This window comes from Bradyrhizobium sp. YR681, from assembly GCF_000282615.1.
In the GTDB taxonomy this organism is placed as follows: Bacteria; Pseudomonadota; Alphaproteobacteria; order Rhizobiales; family Xanthobacteraceae; genus Bradyrhizobium.
In genome coordinates this window covers 1-13,866 of the sequence record NZ_AKIY01000058.1, presented here as the reverse complement: position 1 = coordinate 13,866, position 13,866 = coordinate 1, and the positions used below count along the sequence as shown (strand labels likewise).

The following is a 13,866-nucleotide window of genomic DNA, read 5'->3' as shown; positions in this document are numbered from 1 at the left end:
GCCGCAGCCTGCCATGGCGGCCACGCAGATGAGCCAGATCGTCGTGCCCAAACTTTTCGATTCCGGGAACGTCTACGTCTTCCAGAACAATGACGGGCGGCTGATCTTCGCCCGGCCCTTCGAACGCGACTTCACGCTGATCGGCACGGTCACGCATGCTTTCACCGGCGATCCCGCCATCGTGGCGATGCCGGGGGCCGACGTCGGCTATCTCTGCGAGGCCGCCAGCCGCTATTTCCGCGAGCGCGTCGCGCCGACCGACGTGGTCCGGACGGTCTCCGGCGTCAACCTGACGCTGGCGTCCGCGCGCGGGCGCGACGGCACGACGCTGTTCCACGCGCGCCGGCGCAAGGCGCCGCTGATCACGATGTTCGGCGGCGACGTCACCACCTCGCGCCTGCGCGCGGAGCGGGCGGTGACGAAGCTGACGCCGTTCTATCCGATGTCGCCGCCCTGGACTGCCGGGGCGGTGCTGCCGGGCGGAGATTTTGCCTGGGATCGTTTCGACACCGAAGTCGATCTCGTCCGCGACCGCTGGCGCTTTCTGTCGGAGCCGGAGGCGCAGCGGCTGGTCGCGGCCTATGGCTCACGATTGCCCGCCGTTCTGGGTGAGGCCAAGACCCGTGATGAGCTAGGCCCGGCCTTCGGTCCCGAACTGACCGGTGCCGAGGTGCGCTATCTCATGAGCCATGAATGGGCGCGTTTTCCGGAGGACATCCTGTGGCGTCGCTCCAAGCTTGGCCTGACCATGCCCGCGGCGGACCGTGACGCGCTGGCAACGTTCATGGCGAATGTGAACTAGAAGGGATTAGCGCCAAGTCGCCCGGACTTGAGCCTCGGTCGCGAATTCACCGCGCGTAGCCGCCTCTTTGGAGATGGCAATTGCCGATCTCTCATCATCCGAGAGGATGACAGGGGAGGTTGCGTCTGCGCCAGCGAGCTGCAGCACGATCCGCGCAATGTCGTCCTGCGCGTCCGAGGGCAGACTACGCGCGATTTCGAGAGCCTGATCCAGCAACTTGGTCATATCTTGATTATACGCCTTTTGAGGTCCGGCATGAAGGCCAATTTGGGACCATCCGCCCCGAACCGGTTGAGCTAGGGACGATCGGCCGCTAGCGTGCGGCGGAATCGGGGTTGGCAGGGACCATGACTGACGAGTTGCCCAGGACAGACGTCGCAGCTGATGCGGCCGGCGCGGATACGCATCCGGCGGCGGGCCAGCCGTTGCTGCGCATCGAGGGCGTGGCCAAGACCTTCGGGATGTTCCGCGCCGTGGACGGTGTCTCGCTCGACATCAAGGCCGGCGAGTTTTTTGCGCTGCTCGGGCCCAGCGGCTGTGGCAAGACCACGCTGCTGCGCATGCTCGCCGGCTTCGAGGCGCCGGACGAGGGGCGGATCCTGCTCGGTGGAGAGGATATCGCGCAGGCGCTGCCGCATCAGCGTCCGATCAACATGATGTTCCAGAACTATGCGCTGTTTCCGCATCTGTCGGTACGCGACAACATAGCCTTCGGCCTGAAGCGGGCCGGCATGGCGCGCGCCGACATCGCCACGCGCGTTTCGGAAATGGTCGCGCTGGTGAAGCTCGAAGGACTGGAGAAGCGCAAGCCCGACCAGCTCTCCGGCGGCCAGCGCCAGCGGGTGGCGCTGGCGCGTGCCTTGGCGCGCCGGCCGCAATTGCTGCTGCTCGACGAGCCGCTCGCCGCACTCGACAAGAAGTTGCGCGAGGACACGCAAGGCGAGCTGATGGAGCTGCAACGCCGGCTCGGCATGACCTTCATCATCGTTACCCACGACCAGGAGGAGGCGATGACGATGGCGAGCCGGATCGGGGTGATGAAGGCCGGCCAGCTCGTACAAGTCGCGTCTCCGCGCGAGCTCTACGAAGCGCCGCGCTCGCGCTGGATCGCGGAGTTCGTCGGCGACATCAATCTGTTCGAGGGCGAGTCCAGATTGCGCGACGGTCATCGTCTGGTCATCGGCACGCGGGATGCGGGGACGCTGGTGGTGGCCGAGCCGCGCGAACCGGTCGGCGCGGGAAAATTTGCAGTCGCGATCCGTCCCGAAAAGGTCAAGCTGTCGCGCCGCGGTCCCGTCAGCGAGGCCGGTCATGAAACCGCGCTCAACCGGCTGGACGGCGTGATCGCCGACATCTGCTATCTCGGCGGCACCACCACCTACAGGGTCAAGCTCGATACGGGCGGGATGATGCAGGCGTCGGTCGCCAACAGCGCGCGCCTCGATGTCGATGCCTACAGCCTGAATCAGCATGTCGTCGCCTGGTTCACGCCCGATGATTGCGTGGTGCTGCCGTCATGAGCGGGCGCCGCATTTTTGCGCGGCCGGCCCGCTTTGCCGCCATCGCGCCCTATCTCTGGATGGTGCTGTTCTTCCTGGTGCCGTTCGCCTTCGTGCTCAAGATCAGCCTGTCGCAGACCGCCATCGCGCAGCCGCCTTACGAGCCGGTGTTCGACCTGACCGCGGGATGGGAAGCGCTCAAGGCGGCGTTCGGCGCGCTGTCGCTCGACAATTTCAGACTGCTCGGCTCCGACGACATCTATGTGTTCGCCTATGTGCGCAGCCTGACTGTGGCGGTGACGGCGACGGCGCTGCTGCTCGTGATCGGCTACCCCATCGCCTATGGCATGGCACGGTTGCCGAGGCGCTGGCAGGCGGTCGCGATGGTGCTGGTGATCGTGCCGTTCTGGACCTCGTTCCTGATCCGCATCTATGCCTGGATCAACATCCTCCAGCATGACGGCCTGCTGAACCAGACCTTGCTCGCGCTGCATCTGGTCAGCCAGCCCGTGGTGTGGCTCTCGACCGACACCGCGATGTATATCGGCATCGTCTACTCTTATCTTCCGTTCATGATCCTGCCGCTCTACGCCACGCTGGCGAAGATGGAGCCGGTGCTGGAAGAGGCGGCCTCCGATCTCGGCGCGCCGCCCTGGCAGGTGTTCTGGCTCGTCACCTTTCCGCTGTCGCTGCCCGGCGTCGGCGCCGGCGTACTGCTGTGCTTCATCCCGATCGTCGGCGAGTTCGTCATCCCGGATCTCCTGGCCGGCTCCAACGCGCTGATGATCGGCCAGACCCTTTGGCTCGAATTCTTCACCAACAAGGACTGGCCGGTCGCTTCCGCGGCCGCCATCGTTCTGCTGGTGGTGCTGCTGGTGCCGCTGCTGCTGTACGAACGGCTGCAGAAGCGGCAGCTGGAACAGGGGCGCTGAGGCGATGCGCAAAATCTCCCGCCTGTCCCGCTTCAACGTCGCCTCGCTCGCGCTGGGGCTGGCGTTCCTCTATCTGCCGATCCTGATCCTCGTCATCTATTCCTTCAATGCCTCGCGGCTGGTGACGGTGTGGGGCGGCTGGTCGCTGCGCTGGTATCACGAGTTCTTCAATGACCGCGCCATGATCGAGGCGGCCTGGATGAGCCTGCGGGTCGCAGCCTCCTCGGCAACGATCGCCACGCTGCTCGGGACGCTCGCCGCCGTCGCCCTGTCGCGCGGCGAACGGTTTCGCGGCCGCACGCTGTTCTCCGGCATGCTCTATGCGCCGCTGGTGATGCCGGAGGTGATCACGGGCCTGTCGCTGCTGCTGCTGTTCGTGGCGCTCAACGCCGAGCGGGGCTTCTGGACGGTGACGATCGCCCACACCACGTTGACGATGTGCTTCGTCGCGGTGGTCGTGCAGTCCCGCCTCGGCTCGCTCGACCGCTCGCTGGAGGAGGCGGCGATGGACCTCGGCTGCAATCCGGTGCGCGCGTTCGTCGCCGTGACGCTGCCGCTGATCGCGCCCGCGATCGTCGCCGGCTGGATGTTGGCGTTCACGTTGTCCTTGGACGATCTCGTGATCGCGAGCTTTACGACCGGCCCGGGCTCGGCGACGTTGCCCATCCGGATCTATTCGGAGGTGCGGCTCGGCGTGAAGCCCGAGATCAACGCGATCTGCACGCTGGTGATCGGCCTGATCGCGGTCGTCATCGTCATCGCTTCGCTGGCCTCGAAACTGTCGAGCTCGCAAGGCGAGAGCGCGGCGCCGCTGTAGGAAGAGACGTGGCCACGATGGTCGCCTATCAGGTCCTGATCCACACGCCGCTCTGGGTTTGGGGGCTGCTGGCCTATCTGGTCTGGCAGGGTATCAAGGCGATGCAGCCGCGCACGACGTCGATCTGGCGCGCGTTGATCGTGCCGGTCGTGTTCATCGTCTGGGGCGTTTCGCGGATCGGTTTTGGACATCAGGACAGCGTATGGCCGCTGGTTGCCTGGATCGTGGCCGCGTTGGTGCTGCTGCCTCTTGGCGTGCTGACGCCACGTCCGTTCGAGGTGGATCACACGAGCGGCCAGATCATCCGTCCGGGCAGCCCATTTGGTCTGGTCCGCAATCTCATCGTCTTCGCCTCGCAATACGCGGTCGGCGTGATCTCGGCGATCGACGCCGGCGACCGCGCGCTCGCGATCATCGTCGGGCGTGCGATCTCCGGCGCCACCGCCGGCTATTTCATCGGCTCGGCGATCGCACTGCTGATCGCGTATCGACGCAAACGCGCTGCAGGGTGATCCGTGCATGTGGTGCTCAGGCACCGCCTGACATAGTTAACAATTCATATAGCTTCTCTGGCTATCGTCGCCTCGCTTGGGGAAGAGGGGCGATGAAGCGGCTTTATATAGGTGTGGCCAGCACGGTTCTGGCGTTGCTCTGTCTCGCTGTTCGGCCGTCGGCTGGCGCGACACAGATGGTGTCGCTCGTCTACAACGGCTCGCCGCAGTCGCCTCAGCAGATCGCCTCTGACGAATTCCGCCGCAAGCTCGCCGAGATCGCACAGGGCCGTGTCATCCTCGATGAACGCGCCGGCAACGCGATGGGCAGCGAGACGGCGATCCTTGCCGCCATGCGCAGCGGTGTGGTCGACATGGCGACGCTGTCCGGCTCGGTGGTCAGCTCGGCCGTGCCGGAGTTCGGTGTGTTCGACGTGCCATTCCTGTTTCGCGACGCCGCGCAGGCCAAGGCGGTTGCGGATGGGCCGGTCGGCGCACTGTTTGCCAAGCATTTCGCCGACAAGGGGCTGGTCCTGCTCGCGATCGGCAAGCAGGGCTTTCGCAACGTCACCAATTCGAAGCGGCCGATTCAGTCTCCCGCGGACCTCCGTGGCCTGAAGATCCGCGTGCTGCCGAACGACGTCTATCAGATGACCTTCAAGGCGCTCGGTGCCGAGGTCGTGCCGATGGAGTTCACGCTGGTGTATTCCGCGCTGAAGGACGGCCGCATCGACGGGCAGGAAAACCCGGTCGCGACGATCGCTGCCAGCCATCTCGAGGAAGTGCAGAAATATGCCAGCCTGACCGGCCATTTCTTCGCCCCGATCGCTTTCGTTGCCAATCGCGATGTGTTCCAGGCTCTCCCGCCCGCGGACCAGGCCGCCATCATCGCCGCCGCAAAGGCCGGCGCGGAGGCGACCTGGAAGAGTGGTGTCGCGGAGGAGGCGAAGAAGATCGAAGAGCTGCGCAAGGGCGGCATGGAGATCATCGAGAAGGTCGACCGCCAGCCCTTCATCGATGCCGTGAAGCCCCTGGAGCCTGAATTCGAGAAGCGCTTCGGCAAGGATCTGCTCGCCCGGATCCGGGCGACGCCGTAATCGCGGGAAACATCATGAACCTGTCATTGATCCTGTCGCGCATCGGCATCCGTCCGCGCATCTTCGGCGGCTTCGCGCTGGTGCTGGGTTTCCTCTGCGTGCTGGCGCTGCTCGCCGTCATGCGGCTGTCCGAGATCGGCGGCACCGTTGGAGAGCTCGTCACCAGCGCCGATGGCGATGCCGGCATGGCACGGGTGCACGCCGCGCTGCTCTCGTCGAATGTCACCGTCGAGAAATTCACCCGCACGCGCAATCTCGGCGACCGCGACAGCGCCACGAAGGCGATCGACGGCTTTGGCCAGACCTTTGACCAGGTCGACCAGCAATTCGGCCGCCTGCCGGCGATTGCCGCCGGCCGTAGCGCGCTGGTCGATGCGCTCGGCGCCTATCGAAAATCCTTCGCGGCGGTTGCGGCCGCAGTCGATCGTCTGCGCAACGCGAGCACCAGGAGCGAGGCGCTCGGCGCCTCGGCAGGCCTCGCCGTCGGGGCGATCAATGTGACGCTCGCCAATCATCCCGACCGTCTGCTCCAGCCGCTGCGTCTGGCCGGCACCGTGGACGCGACGCGCGTCTCGATGCTGCGTTTCACCATCACCCAGGCCCAGGTCGACGCCGACGATGCCGGGATGACGATCGGCTATGCGCTGGCCGCGGTGACCGACAGCGAGGCGGAGATCGCCGGTGTCGAGGCGCCGCGACTGAAGAGCCTGATCGCGGCCCTGAAGAAGGTGCTTGCCGACCAGTCGGCGACGCTGACCGAGCTGTCCGCCGCGATGAGCGAGCTGCGCAAGGCGCAGTCCGATCTCGTCAAATCCAGCAGCGCGATCGACGCCAAGGCCGCCGAGATCAGCCGGGCCCTGGGCGCGACGCGCACCGAGCAGAGCCGGCTGACGGCCGGATCGGTCGATCAGACCCGCAATCTCGTGTTCACGGTGGCGGCATTCGCACTGGTCCTGGGCGCATTGCTGGCCTGGCTGATCGGTCGCAGCGTGTCGCGCCCGATCGGCCAGATGACCTTGCGCATGCAGAGCCTTGCGGCGGGTGAGCTCGATGAGGCGATCCCGGGCGGCGAACGTGGCGACGAAATCGGTCACATGGCCAGCGCGGTCGAGGTGTTCCGCCAGAGCGCGCAGACCGTGCGGCGCATGGAGCAGGACGCTGCCGCGCAGCGTGCCGCAGCCGAGACGGAACGTGCCTCGATGATGGCTCAGCTTGCCGATCGCTTCGATCGCGGCATGGAGGGCGTCATTGGCGGGGTCTCGAGCCGAGCCGAGGAGATGGGACAGAGCGCCGGAAGTCTCGCCCGTATCGCCGAGCGCGGCCGCTCGCTGGCCGAGCAGGTCGCCGCGACATCGGCCCAGGCGTCCTCGAATGTGCAGACCGTTGCGGCCGCGACGCATCAGCTCGCCGCCTCGATCAAGGAGATTTCGAGCCAGGTCTCGCGCTCCGTATCGGTGTCGGATCAGGCGAAGGGTGAAGCGTCGCGTACCGAGGCACTGATGCGCGCGCTGTCGGATTCGGCCGAGCGGATCGGTACGGTGGTCCAATTGATCCAGGCGATCGCGAGCCAGACCAATCTGCTCGCGCTCAATGCCACGATCGAATCGGCGCGGGCCGGCGATGCCGGCAAGGGCTTTGCCGTGGTCGCCAACGAAGTGAAGAGCCTTGCGACCCAGACCGCGCGCGCCACCGAGGAGATCGCCGGGCTCGTCAGCGAGATCCAGGGCTCGACCGGACAGTCCGTGGCGGCGATCGGCCAGATCGGCAAGACCATCGCCGAGATGACCGAGATCGCGACGACAATTGCTTCCGCCGTCGAGGAGCAGGGTGCGGCAACCAGCGAGATCGCGCGCAACGTCGAGCAGGCCGCGAACGGGACATCGGCCGTGACCGACCAGATCGGTGCCGTCCGCACCGTGGCGGGAGAGACCGACGCCGGCGCCGAAGCCGCACTCACGGCCGCCTCGGCCTTGCAGGATCAGGCACGCGCGCTCAAGAAGGATGTCGCGGAGTTCTTGCAGACCGTGCGCAAGGCAGGGTGATCACCGCGACCGGGGCGCTCGTTTCGGGGTCTTTGTGCCCGCCGAACGCGACCGCGTCGCGGAGACTGCGAGGGGGCCGGCGTACCGCGCGCGCACTGCGCCCTGAACAGCGGATCCAAGCTGCCGCAGCGCGAGGCTGTTGAGCGGAAATTCCAGCAGGATGTGGATCAGGCTCAGCGCCAGCAGGAAGGTGAAGCCGAACGCGTAATCGTAGAAGTACAGCGCGGTGGAGCCGGCGCTGGCCGCGATCATCGCCGCCAGCCGGGCCTTCGGCACTGCCGCCCAACGGATCACGTCGGCTTTGATGAACCAGTTGAGGTAGTGGTAGGTGTAGACGAAGGCGAGCAGGCTCGTCAGCCTGGTGTCGAGCACGAGGCCGGGCACGCCGAACAGCCGGCTCAGGGCCGGGCCGACATTGCCGAAATAGTCCTGTCCCACACGGGCAAAGCTCGCGACCCGGATTTCGGCGGTTGGCGGCAGCAGCAGGATCGTGGCGATCGCGACGAGGTAGACGGCCACCAATGCGGCCTGCACGCGGCTGCCGGCCCGGTAGGCACCGAGCACCATGAAGATCAGCGTGAACAGCGAAACGTGGATCAGGGTGGGGATCAGAACGCCGATGACGGCGAGCGAGGACCCGCTCGAATACATGATCGCCGACAATGCGATCGCCGCCATGAACAGCAGCATGCTTTCGATCGCCGAGGTGGTCGCCGCCAGCATGGCGCAGACGATCAGCGCGCCCCACATCGCGAAGCCGAACCAGGAGGCGTTGTCGATCAGGGCCGCGACCACCGCAATGATTGCGAGCCCGGCCGCGATCCCGCGGTGAGGCAGGAAGTAGCTGCGATCGTGCAGCCACGAGATCTCGGTGAAATAGTGCGCCGGGCCGAGCACGACATAGGCCAGCAGCAGCAGCTCGAACGGGATCAGATAGGCCGCCGCGAGCGCCAGCAGCATCAGTCCGAGATGGAGTGCGTCGTTGCTGCGCATGATGAGCCCGCTGGCTTGGCGGACTGCAGGTTAGAGCAGACGTGGACAATCCACAATTGTCCACGTCGCCGCTTAAGCGCCTTGCTTGCGGCGCCTCGATGCGTGCCGGCGCGTCAGGACTTCACCGCACCCGCCGTGAGCCCGCCCACCATGTAGCGGCGGAAGGCGTAGTAGACCGCGGCCGGCGGCAGCGCGTAGATGAAGCCGGTGGTCATCAACAGCTCCCAGGGCGAGTCGTCGGCGGCGAGGAAGTTGCCGAGCGCGACGGGCAGCGTGATCTCGCGGTCGTTCGAGAGCAGCAGGAACGCGTAGAGATATTCGTTCCACGCCAGCAGCACCGCATAGGTGCCGATCGCGACCAGTGAGGGCATCATCAGCGGCAGGTAGACCATGCGGAAGATCTGGAGCGTCGTCGCGCCGTCCATCACGGCGGCCTCGTCGAGCTCGACCGGCAGCTTGTCCGAGGCCTGCTTGAGCACCCAGATCGCATAGGGGCTCGCGATCGTCACCATCGCCAGGATCAGCGACCAGTGATTGTTGAGCAGGCCGTAATTGCCCATGGTGCGGTACATCGGCACGGCGAGAAACGCCGCGGGGATGAAATAGGTGAAGAGCGCGAGGTTCAGCACGATGCGGCCGCCGGGCACCCGAAGCCGCGAGATCGAGAACGCCGCGGCGGTGGCGATGACCAAGGTCAGCACGCCGACGGCTGCGGCGATCACCAGCGAATTCCAGAACTGCGCGTAGAAGTCGCGCAGGAAATAATGCTGCTGCTTGAACACGATCTCGAAATTATGCAGCGTCGGATGGTCCGGCCACAGCTTGCCCGAGAACGCGTCCTCCTTCGGGGAGATCGCGAACAGGAACATGTGGTAGATCGGAATCATCGTCCACAGGAAGACGGGAATGCCGATCAGGAGCAGCCGCGCTTCCGTCGCGACGTCACGCCAGGAAAATTCGCTCAACCCGGGAAGCTTCATCGCGACAACCGTTTCATCATGAAATACACGAGCGGCAGGACGAATGGCATCGCGCAGACGATGGAGGCCATCGCGAGCGAGAGCTGGTCGAGCCGGAGATAGCGGATACCGAGCGTCGCCAGCACGTGGGTGAGGTCGGCCGGGCCACCGCCGGTGAGCAGATAGACGCTGTTGAAGTCGCCGAGCGTCCAGATCATCGAGAGCAGCGTGCAGGTGATGTAGAGCGTCTGCATCGACGGCCAGGTGATGAAGCGGAATTTCTGCCACCAGCTCGCGCCGTCCACCTCGGCAGCCTCGAACAGGTCGTGCGGTATCGCAAGGCGTCCGGTGATCAGGATCAGCGTCCAGAACGGCAGCGACTTCCAGATGTGGACGCCGATCGCCATGGTCAGCGCCACGGTCGGGTCGTTCAGCCAGTTCGGGCCGTCATCGCCGGTGAAGGAGAAGATGAGGTGGTTGATCACGCCCCATTCGGGATTGAACATGAAGCGCACCGACAGGATGGTCGGGATCGACGGCACCGCCCAGGGCAGGATGAAGATCACCGACAGCCATTTGATCCAGGTGCGCTGCTGGGCGAAGAAGCCGGACAGGACCAGCGCGATCAGCATCTTGATGTTGATGCCGATGACCAGGAAGATCAGCGTGTTGACCGCGGCGCGCGCGAAGATCGGGTCGTGATACAGCGCGACATAGTTCGACGGCGCCCGCGCCAGCCACAGCCCGTAGCAGACGGGATAGACCACGAAGGCGAGGAAAACCAGCAGGTAGGGCGCGAGCAGCGCGATGCCCCAGACCTGCGCCGGGGTCAGCCGCGACGACAGGGGCGGGGCGGCGAGTGCCTGATCGCCAGAGAGGGTGATCGCCATTCTTTTTCGACTCTTTCAAAGGACTTCCGGCCGCACGAGGCGGCCGGTATTAGCGTTTCGCCTCTCCTCGCGCCAGCGAGGAGAGGGAGAGCGAAAACTCAGCCTGCAACTTGCTTGATGCGGGCGATCAGTTCGTCGACGGCCTTGTCGACCGGAACCTTCTCGCTGACGACCCGGTTCATCGCCTTGGCCCAGACGTTCTCGTTGTTGAGGATCGTGAACTTCCAGTTCTTGGTGAAGTCGAACGCGGCGGTGCCGCCGGTGAACTGGGCGTAGACCGCCTTGCGATGCTTGTCGGCCTGCCAGAACGGGCTGGCCTGGCTTTCCTTCGTCACCGGGAACCAGCGGCCGAGCGCACCCTCGATATACGGACGGACATTGTCTTCCTGGAGCAGGAAGGCGATGAACTGCTTGGCCTCGGCCTTGTTCTTGGCCGCGGTGAAGACCAGTCCGGTCTTGACGTCGGAGCGGTAGCGGATGGTCGAACCGTCAGGCGCCTTCGGGAAGGACGCGGTGACGATGTCCTGCTCATAGGCCTTTTTGCCGGCGTCGCGCTGCTCCTGGGTCAGCGCCTGGTTCTGCGAGTCCTCGAACCACTTCGCCGCGATCGAGATCGTGAAGTTGTGCGTCATCACGATCGTCTTGTTGTGGAAGGCGACGTTGTTGTCCGGGTCCTTCCAGGTGGTCGAGGACGGCGGCGTGCAGCCCTTGATGTAGGTGTCGGTGTAGTCCTTCAGCGCGCCGATCAGGTTCTCGCGCACCTTGGGATCGTCGACCAGCAGCTTGCCGTCGTCGTCGACCAGCTTGACGTGGTAGGCGTCCATGAAGGTGTAGAACGACTGGAAGGCGTCGGTTGATTCCACGCCCATCGGCTGGCCGACGCCGTAGATGCGCTGGCCGGTCGCCTTGCGGATGCCCGGCTGCACCTTGTCGCACCAGAACGTCCAGTAGCCCGCCCAGTCGGTCGGGATGTCGGCGAGCTTGAAGCCGGCCTTCTCCAGCATGTCGTTCCAGATCTCGACATGCATGCTCTGCTGCTTCAGCGGGAAGCCGTAATAGGCCTTCTTCTTGGTGACGTCGTTATACAGGATCGAGGCGTCCAGCGTGTTCTGCACGAACCGGTCCTTGATCGGCTCCATGATGTCCGTGAGGTCCTCGAGCTTGCCCTCATAGGCCCATTTGCCCTGCGCCTGCACGTCATAGGAGTCGGAATAGGCGACATCCGGCACGGTGCCGGCGTCGAGCGCGGCGACCGTCTTCGGAATCATGTCCTGGATCGCGTACTGCGACAATTCGACCTTGATGCCGGTCTTGGCCTCGAACTTCTTGATCGTCTCGAGCAATGCGTCGTCTTCGGAGCGGTAGAAGCCCTTGCCCCACCAGACCGTAATCGTCTTCTGCTGCGCAAAGGCAGGTGCAGTGGCCGCAAAAAGCCCAACCGCAGCGACCGCCAATGATACTGCGCCAATAACCTTGGATTTCACGATTTTCTCCCTCAAGCCGCCGGTGTTTTAACCGGTCGGAAAAAACACTAGCGCATGGTGGTAGCGCAATCAACGCATCTTGTTCAGACCTGGGGGCGTGGGGTGTCGGGCCGAAGGAGATGCTTAATGCGCGCATCGATCCAATCGCCGCATCAATGTGGCCGGATCAATTCGCGGCTGATCGGGCCGTGCCGGACAAGCGCCGTCCTCAGTTGGACTTCGCGTTGTCCTTGGCGCTGTCCTTGCCGTTCTCGGCCGTCGGCGAGTCTGCCGGTGCGGGGCGCTTGACGCCGGTGATCTGCTCGATGACCTTGCGCACCGTGTCGCCGGCTGGGCCCTCCTTCTTGAGCAGCGGCGCGGCAAAGGGCGAGCGGCGGATCAGCACTTCCGAGTCGGGGAAGACCAGCGGATCATCCCAGGGACCCTGCACCACGAAGGGCAATTCGAAGCCGGACGCGCTGTTGAGGCTCGCCACGCCCTTCATGTCGTATTCGCGCGCCGGCACCGAGGCGGTGCCGGTCATGGTGATCTTGGCCCCGGGTCCTTCGATACGAATGTCCTCGGCGGTCGCGACGCCGTCCGCGAACTTCACCGCGATGGTGAGGTTGTCGTAAGGGGTCGAGCCGTTGCGGAAATTGCCGCCGCCCGACAGCGGCCGCCGCTCCAGCCGCTTCAGGAGTTGTTCGGCGTTGAAGCCCGAGATCGCGCCATCATGTCCGGTGACGGTGGCGCTGCCGTCGAGCGACTGCACGAGGCCGAACGGGCTCGAGCCGGAGGCGAACAGCGAGACGTTGATGTTGCCGCGGCCGGACAGCTTGTTGAGGCCGAAAAGCTCGGTCGCGCAGGCTTGCAGATCGACATCGGTGAACTGGAACTGGGCCTTGATATCGGCGACGCTATCGGAGCGCGCGATCCCGAACGAGCCCTTGGCGATGCCGCCATAGACCTGCGCTTCGCCGACCGAGAGCGCCAGCGTGCCGTTGCGCAAGTTCGCGCCGATCGCGGTGCGGCCGAGCTTGGTCGGACCGACCGTCAGCTTGGCTGCCGACAGGCGCATGTCGAGGTCGGTGGTCGAGAGCCCGTTGAGATCGAACAGCTGCCGGTTCCAGTCGCGCGCGCCGCTGGCGAGCAGGCGGAAGGTGGAAATATAAGGTGTGAAGTCGAGCGCGTCGGCGGCGAGCGTGGCTTGCAGCGTCTGCCGGCCGTTGTTGGCGTAGGTCATCACGCCCTCGGCCGTATTGCCGTCGAGCTCGACATTGACGTTGGTGAGCGCGATCGAGGGGCCGACGACGTTGGCGCGCGCCTTCAGCGCGAAGCGGCCGAAGCCGCCGCTGGCCGGTTGCGGCTGCCCGGTCCAGCGCAGCGCGTTGCGCAAGGACGGGCTGTCGATCGTCAGCGTGCCTTCCATCATCGGGCTGGTGCGGTTGGCGACGCTGCCGTCGAAGGCGAGCTTGAGCGGGGCGCTGGCGATCCGTGCCTTCAGGCCGGAACGGTCGCCGGAGAGGGCGGCGCCGAAATCGGCAAAGCTGATCGAGCCGTCGACGCGCTCGCCGCGCCAGTCGAACTGCCCGGTCGCGGCAAAGGAGCGCGAGATCGAGGGCCAGGCCAGCGACAGGTCGATGTCCTCGAACTTCTCGGTGGCGTGGGTGGCGGCGTCCTCGTAATTGAGCACGCCGTCCTGGATCCTGATCTCGGAGAACGACACCTGGTTCTCCGCCCCGGGCTTCATGGTGCGCGCAATGGTCTGGATGAAGGGCGTCCAGTTGCTCTCGCCGTCCGGTTTCAGGCTGACATGGATGCGCGGCCGCAGCAGCGTCAGGTCGGCGATCTCGAACCGCTGCAGCAGCAGCGGCAGCAGCC

The 13,866-nt window shown here is 65.3% G+C and carries 13 protein-coding genes; 7 read left to right on the top strand and 6 right to left on the bottom strand.

Annotation, left to right across the window (positions count from 1 at the left end; translation table 11 throughout):
- A partial coding sequence (locus PMI42_RS07660) for a glycerol-3-phosphate dehydrogenase C-terminal domain-containing protein (RefSeq protein ID WP_008132259.1) occupies positions 1–802 on the top strand: 802 nt, incomplete at its 5' end.
- 6 nt (positions 803–808) lie between these two features.
- Here PMI42_RS07660 and PMI42_RS07655 read toward each other — a convergent pair.
- Positions 809–1,027, bottom strand: coding sequence for a hypothetical protein (locus PMI42_RS07655; protein WP_035964821.1), 219 nt, complete (start codon positions 1,025–1,027; stop codon positions 809–811).
- A gap of 122 nt (positions 1,028–1,149) precedes the next feature.
- On the opposite strand from PMI42_RS07655, the gene PMI42_RS07650 reads away from it, so the two are divergent.
- From PMI42_RS07650 to PMI42_RS07625, 6 genes are all read left to right on the top strand, one after another.
- A complete protein-coding gene (locus tag PMI42_RS07650) occupies positions 1,150–2,322 on the top strand; it encodes an ABC transporter ATP-binding protein (protein WP_008132258.1) in 1,173 nt (390 codons plus the stop codon).
- Positions 2,319–3,233 carry an ABC transporter permease gene (locus PMI42_RS07645; RefSeq protein ID WP_008132257.1) on the top strand — a complete coding sequence of 305 codons (915 nt, stop codon included), beginning with the start codon at positions 2,319–2,321 and terminating at the stop codon, positions 3,231–3,233. Before PMI42_RS07650 ends, PMI42_RS07645 begins: the two co-directional genes overlap by 4 nt.
- 4 nt (positions 3,234–3,237) lie before the next feature.
- Positions 3,238–4,050 carry an ABC transporter permease gene (locus PMI42_RS07640; RefSeq protein WP_008132256.1) on the top strand — a complete coding sequence of 271 codons (813 nt, stop codon included), beginning with the start codon at positions 3,238–3,240 and terminating at the stop codon, positions 4,048–4,050.
- 17 nt (positions 4,051–4,067) lie between these two features.
- A complete protein-coding gene (locus PMI42_RS07635) occupies positions 4,068–4,562 on the top strand; it encodes a DUF6622 family protein (protein WP_008132254.1) in 495 nt (164 codons plus the stop codon).
- 92 nt (positions 4,563–4,654) lie between these two features.
- Positions 4,655–5,638 (top strand): TRAP transporter substrate-binding protein, encoded by a 984-nt coding sequence (locus PMI42_RS07630; protein WP_008132253.1) that lies wholly within the window; start codon positions 4,655–4,657, stop codon positions 5,636–5,638.
- 14 nt (positions 5,639–5,652) lie between these two features.
- On the top strand, positions 5,653–7,680 hold the full coding sequence (locus PMI42_RS07625) for a methyl-accepting chemotaxis protein (protein ID WP_008132251.1): 2,028 nt from the start codon (positions 5,653–5,655) through the stop codon (positions 7,678–7,680).
- Here PMI42_RS07625 and PMI42_RS07620 read toward each other — a convergent pair whose 3' ends face one another.
- From PMI42_RS07620 to PMI42_RS07600, 5 genes are all read right to left on the bottom strand, one after another.
- Positions 7,681–8,673: a hypothetical protein gene (locus PMI42_RS07620; RefSeq protein ID WP_008132250.1), complete on the bottom strand. Its 993-nt coding sequence runs from the start codon at positions 8,671–8,673 to the stop codon at positions 7,681–7,683.
- Positions 8,674–8,786: 113 nt separating this feature from the next.
- Complete coding sequence (locus PMI42_RS07615; RefSeq protein ID WP_008132249.1) at positions 8,787–9,653, bottom strand: carbohydrate ABC transporter permease; 867 nt, start codon at positions 9,651–9,653, stop codon at positions 8,787–8,789.
- Positions 9,650–10,522, bottom strand: a complete 873-nt coding sequence (locus PMI42_RS07610) for a carbohydrate ABC transporter permease (protein WP_008132247.1) — start codon at positions 10,520–10,522, stop codon at positions 9,650–9,652. The genes PMI42_RS07615 and PMI42_RS07610 overlap by 4 nt, the downstream gene beginning before the upstream one ends.
- Positions 10,523–10,620: 98 nt before the next feature.
- Complete coding sequence (locus PMI42_RS07605) at positions 10,621–12,006, bottom strand: ABC transporter substrate-binding protein (RefSeq protein WP_008132246.1); 1,386 nt, start codon at positions 12,004–12,006, stop codon at positions 10,621–10,623.
- Positions 12,007–12,214: 208 nt separating this feature from the next.
- Positions 12,215–13,866, bottom strand: a 1,652-nt coding sequence (locus PMI42_RS07600; protein ID WP_035964818.1) for an AsmA family protein, incomplete at its 5' end; no start/stop codon positions are given.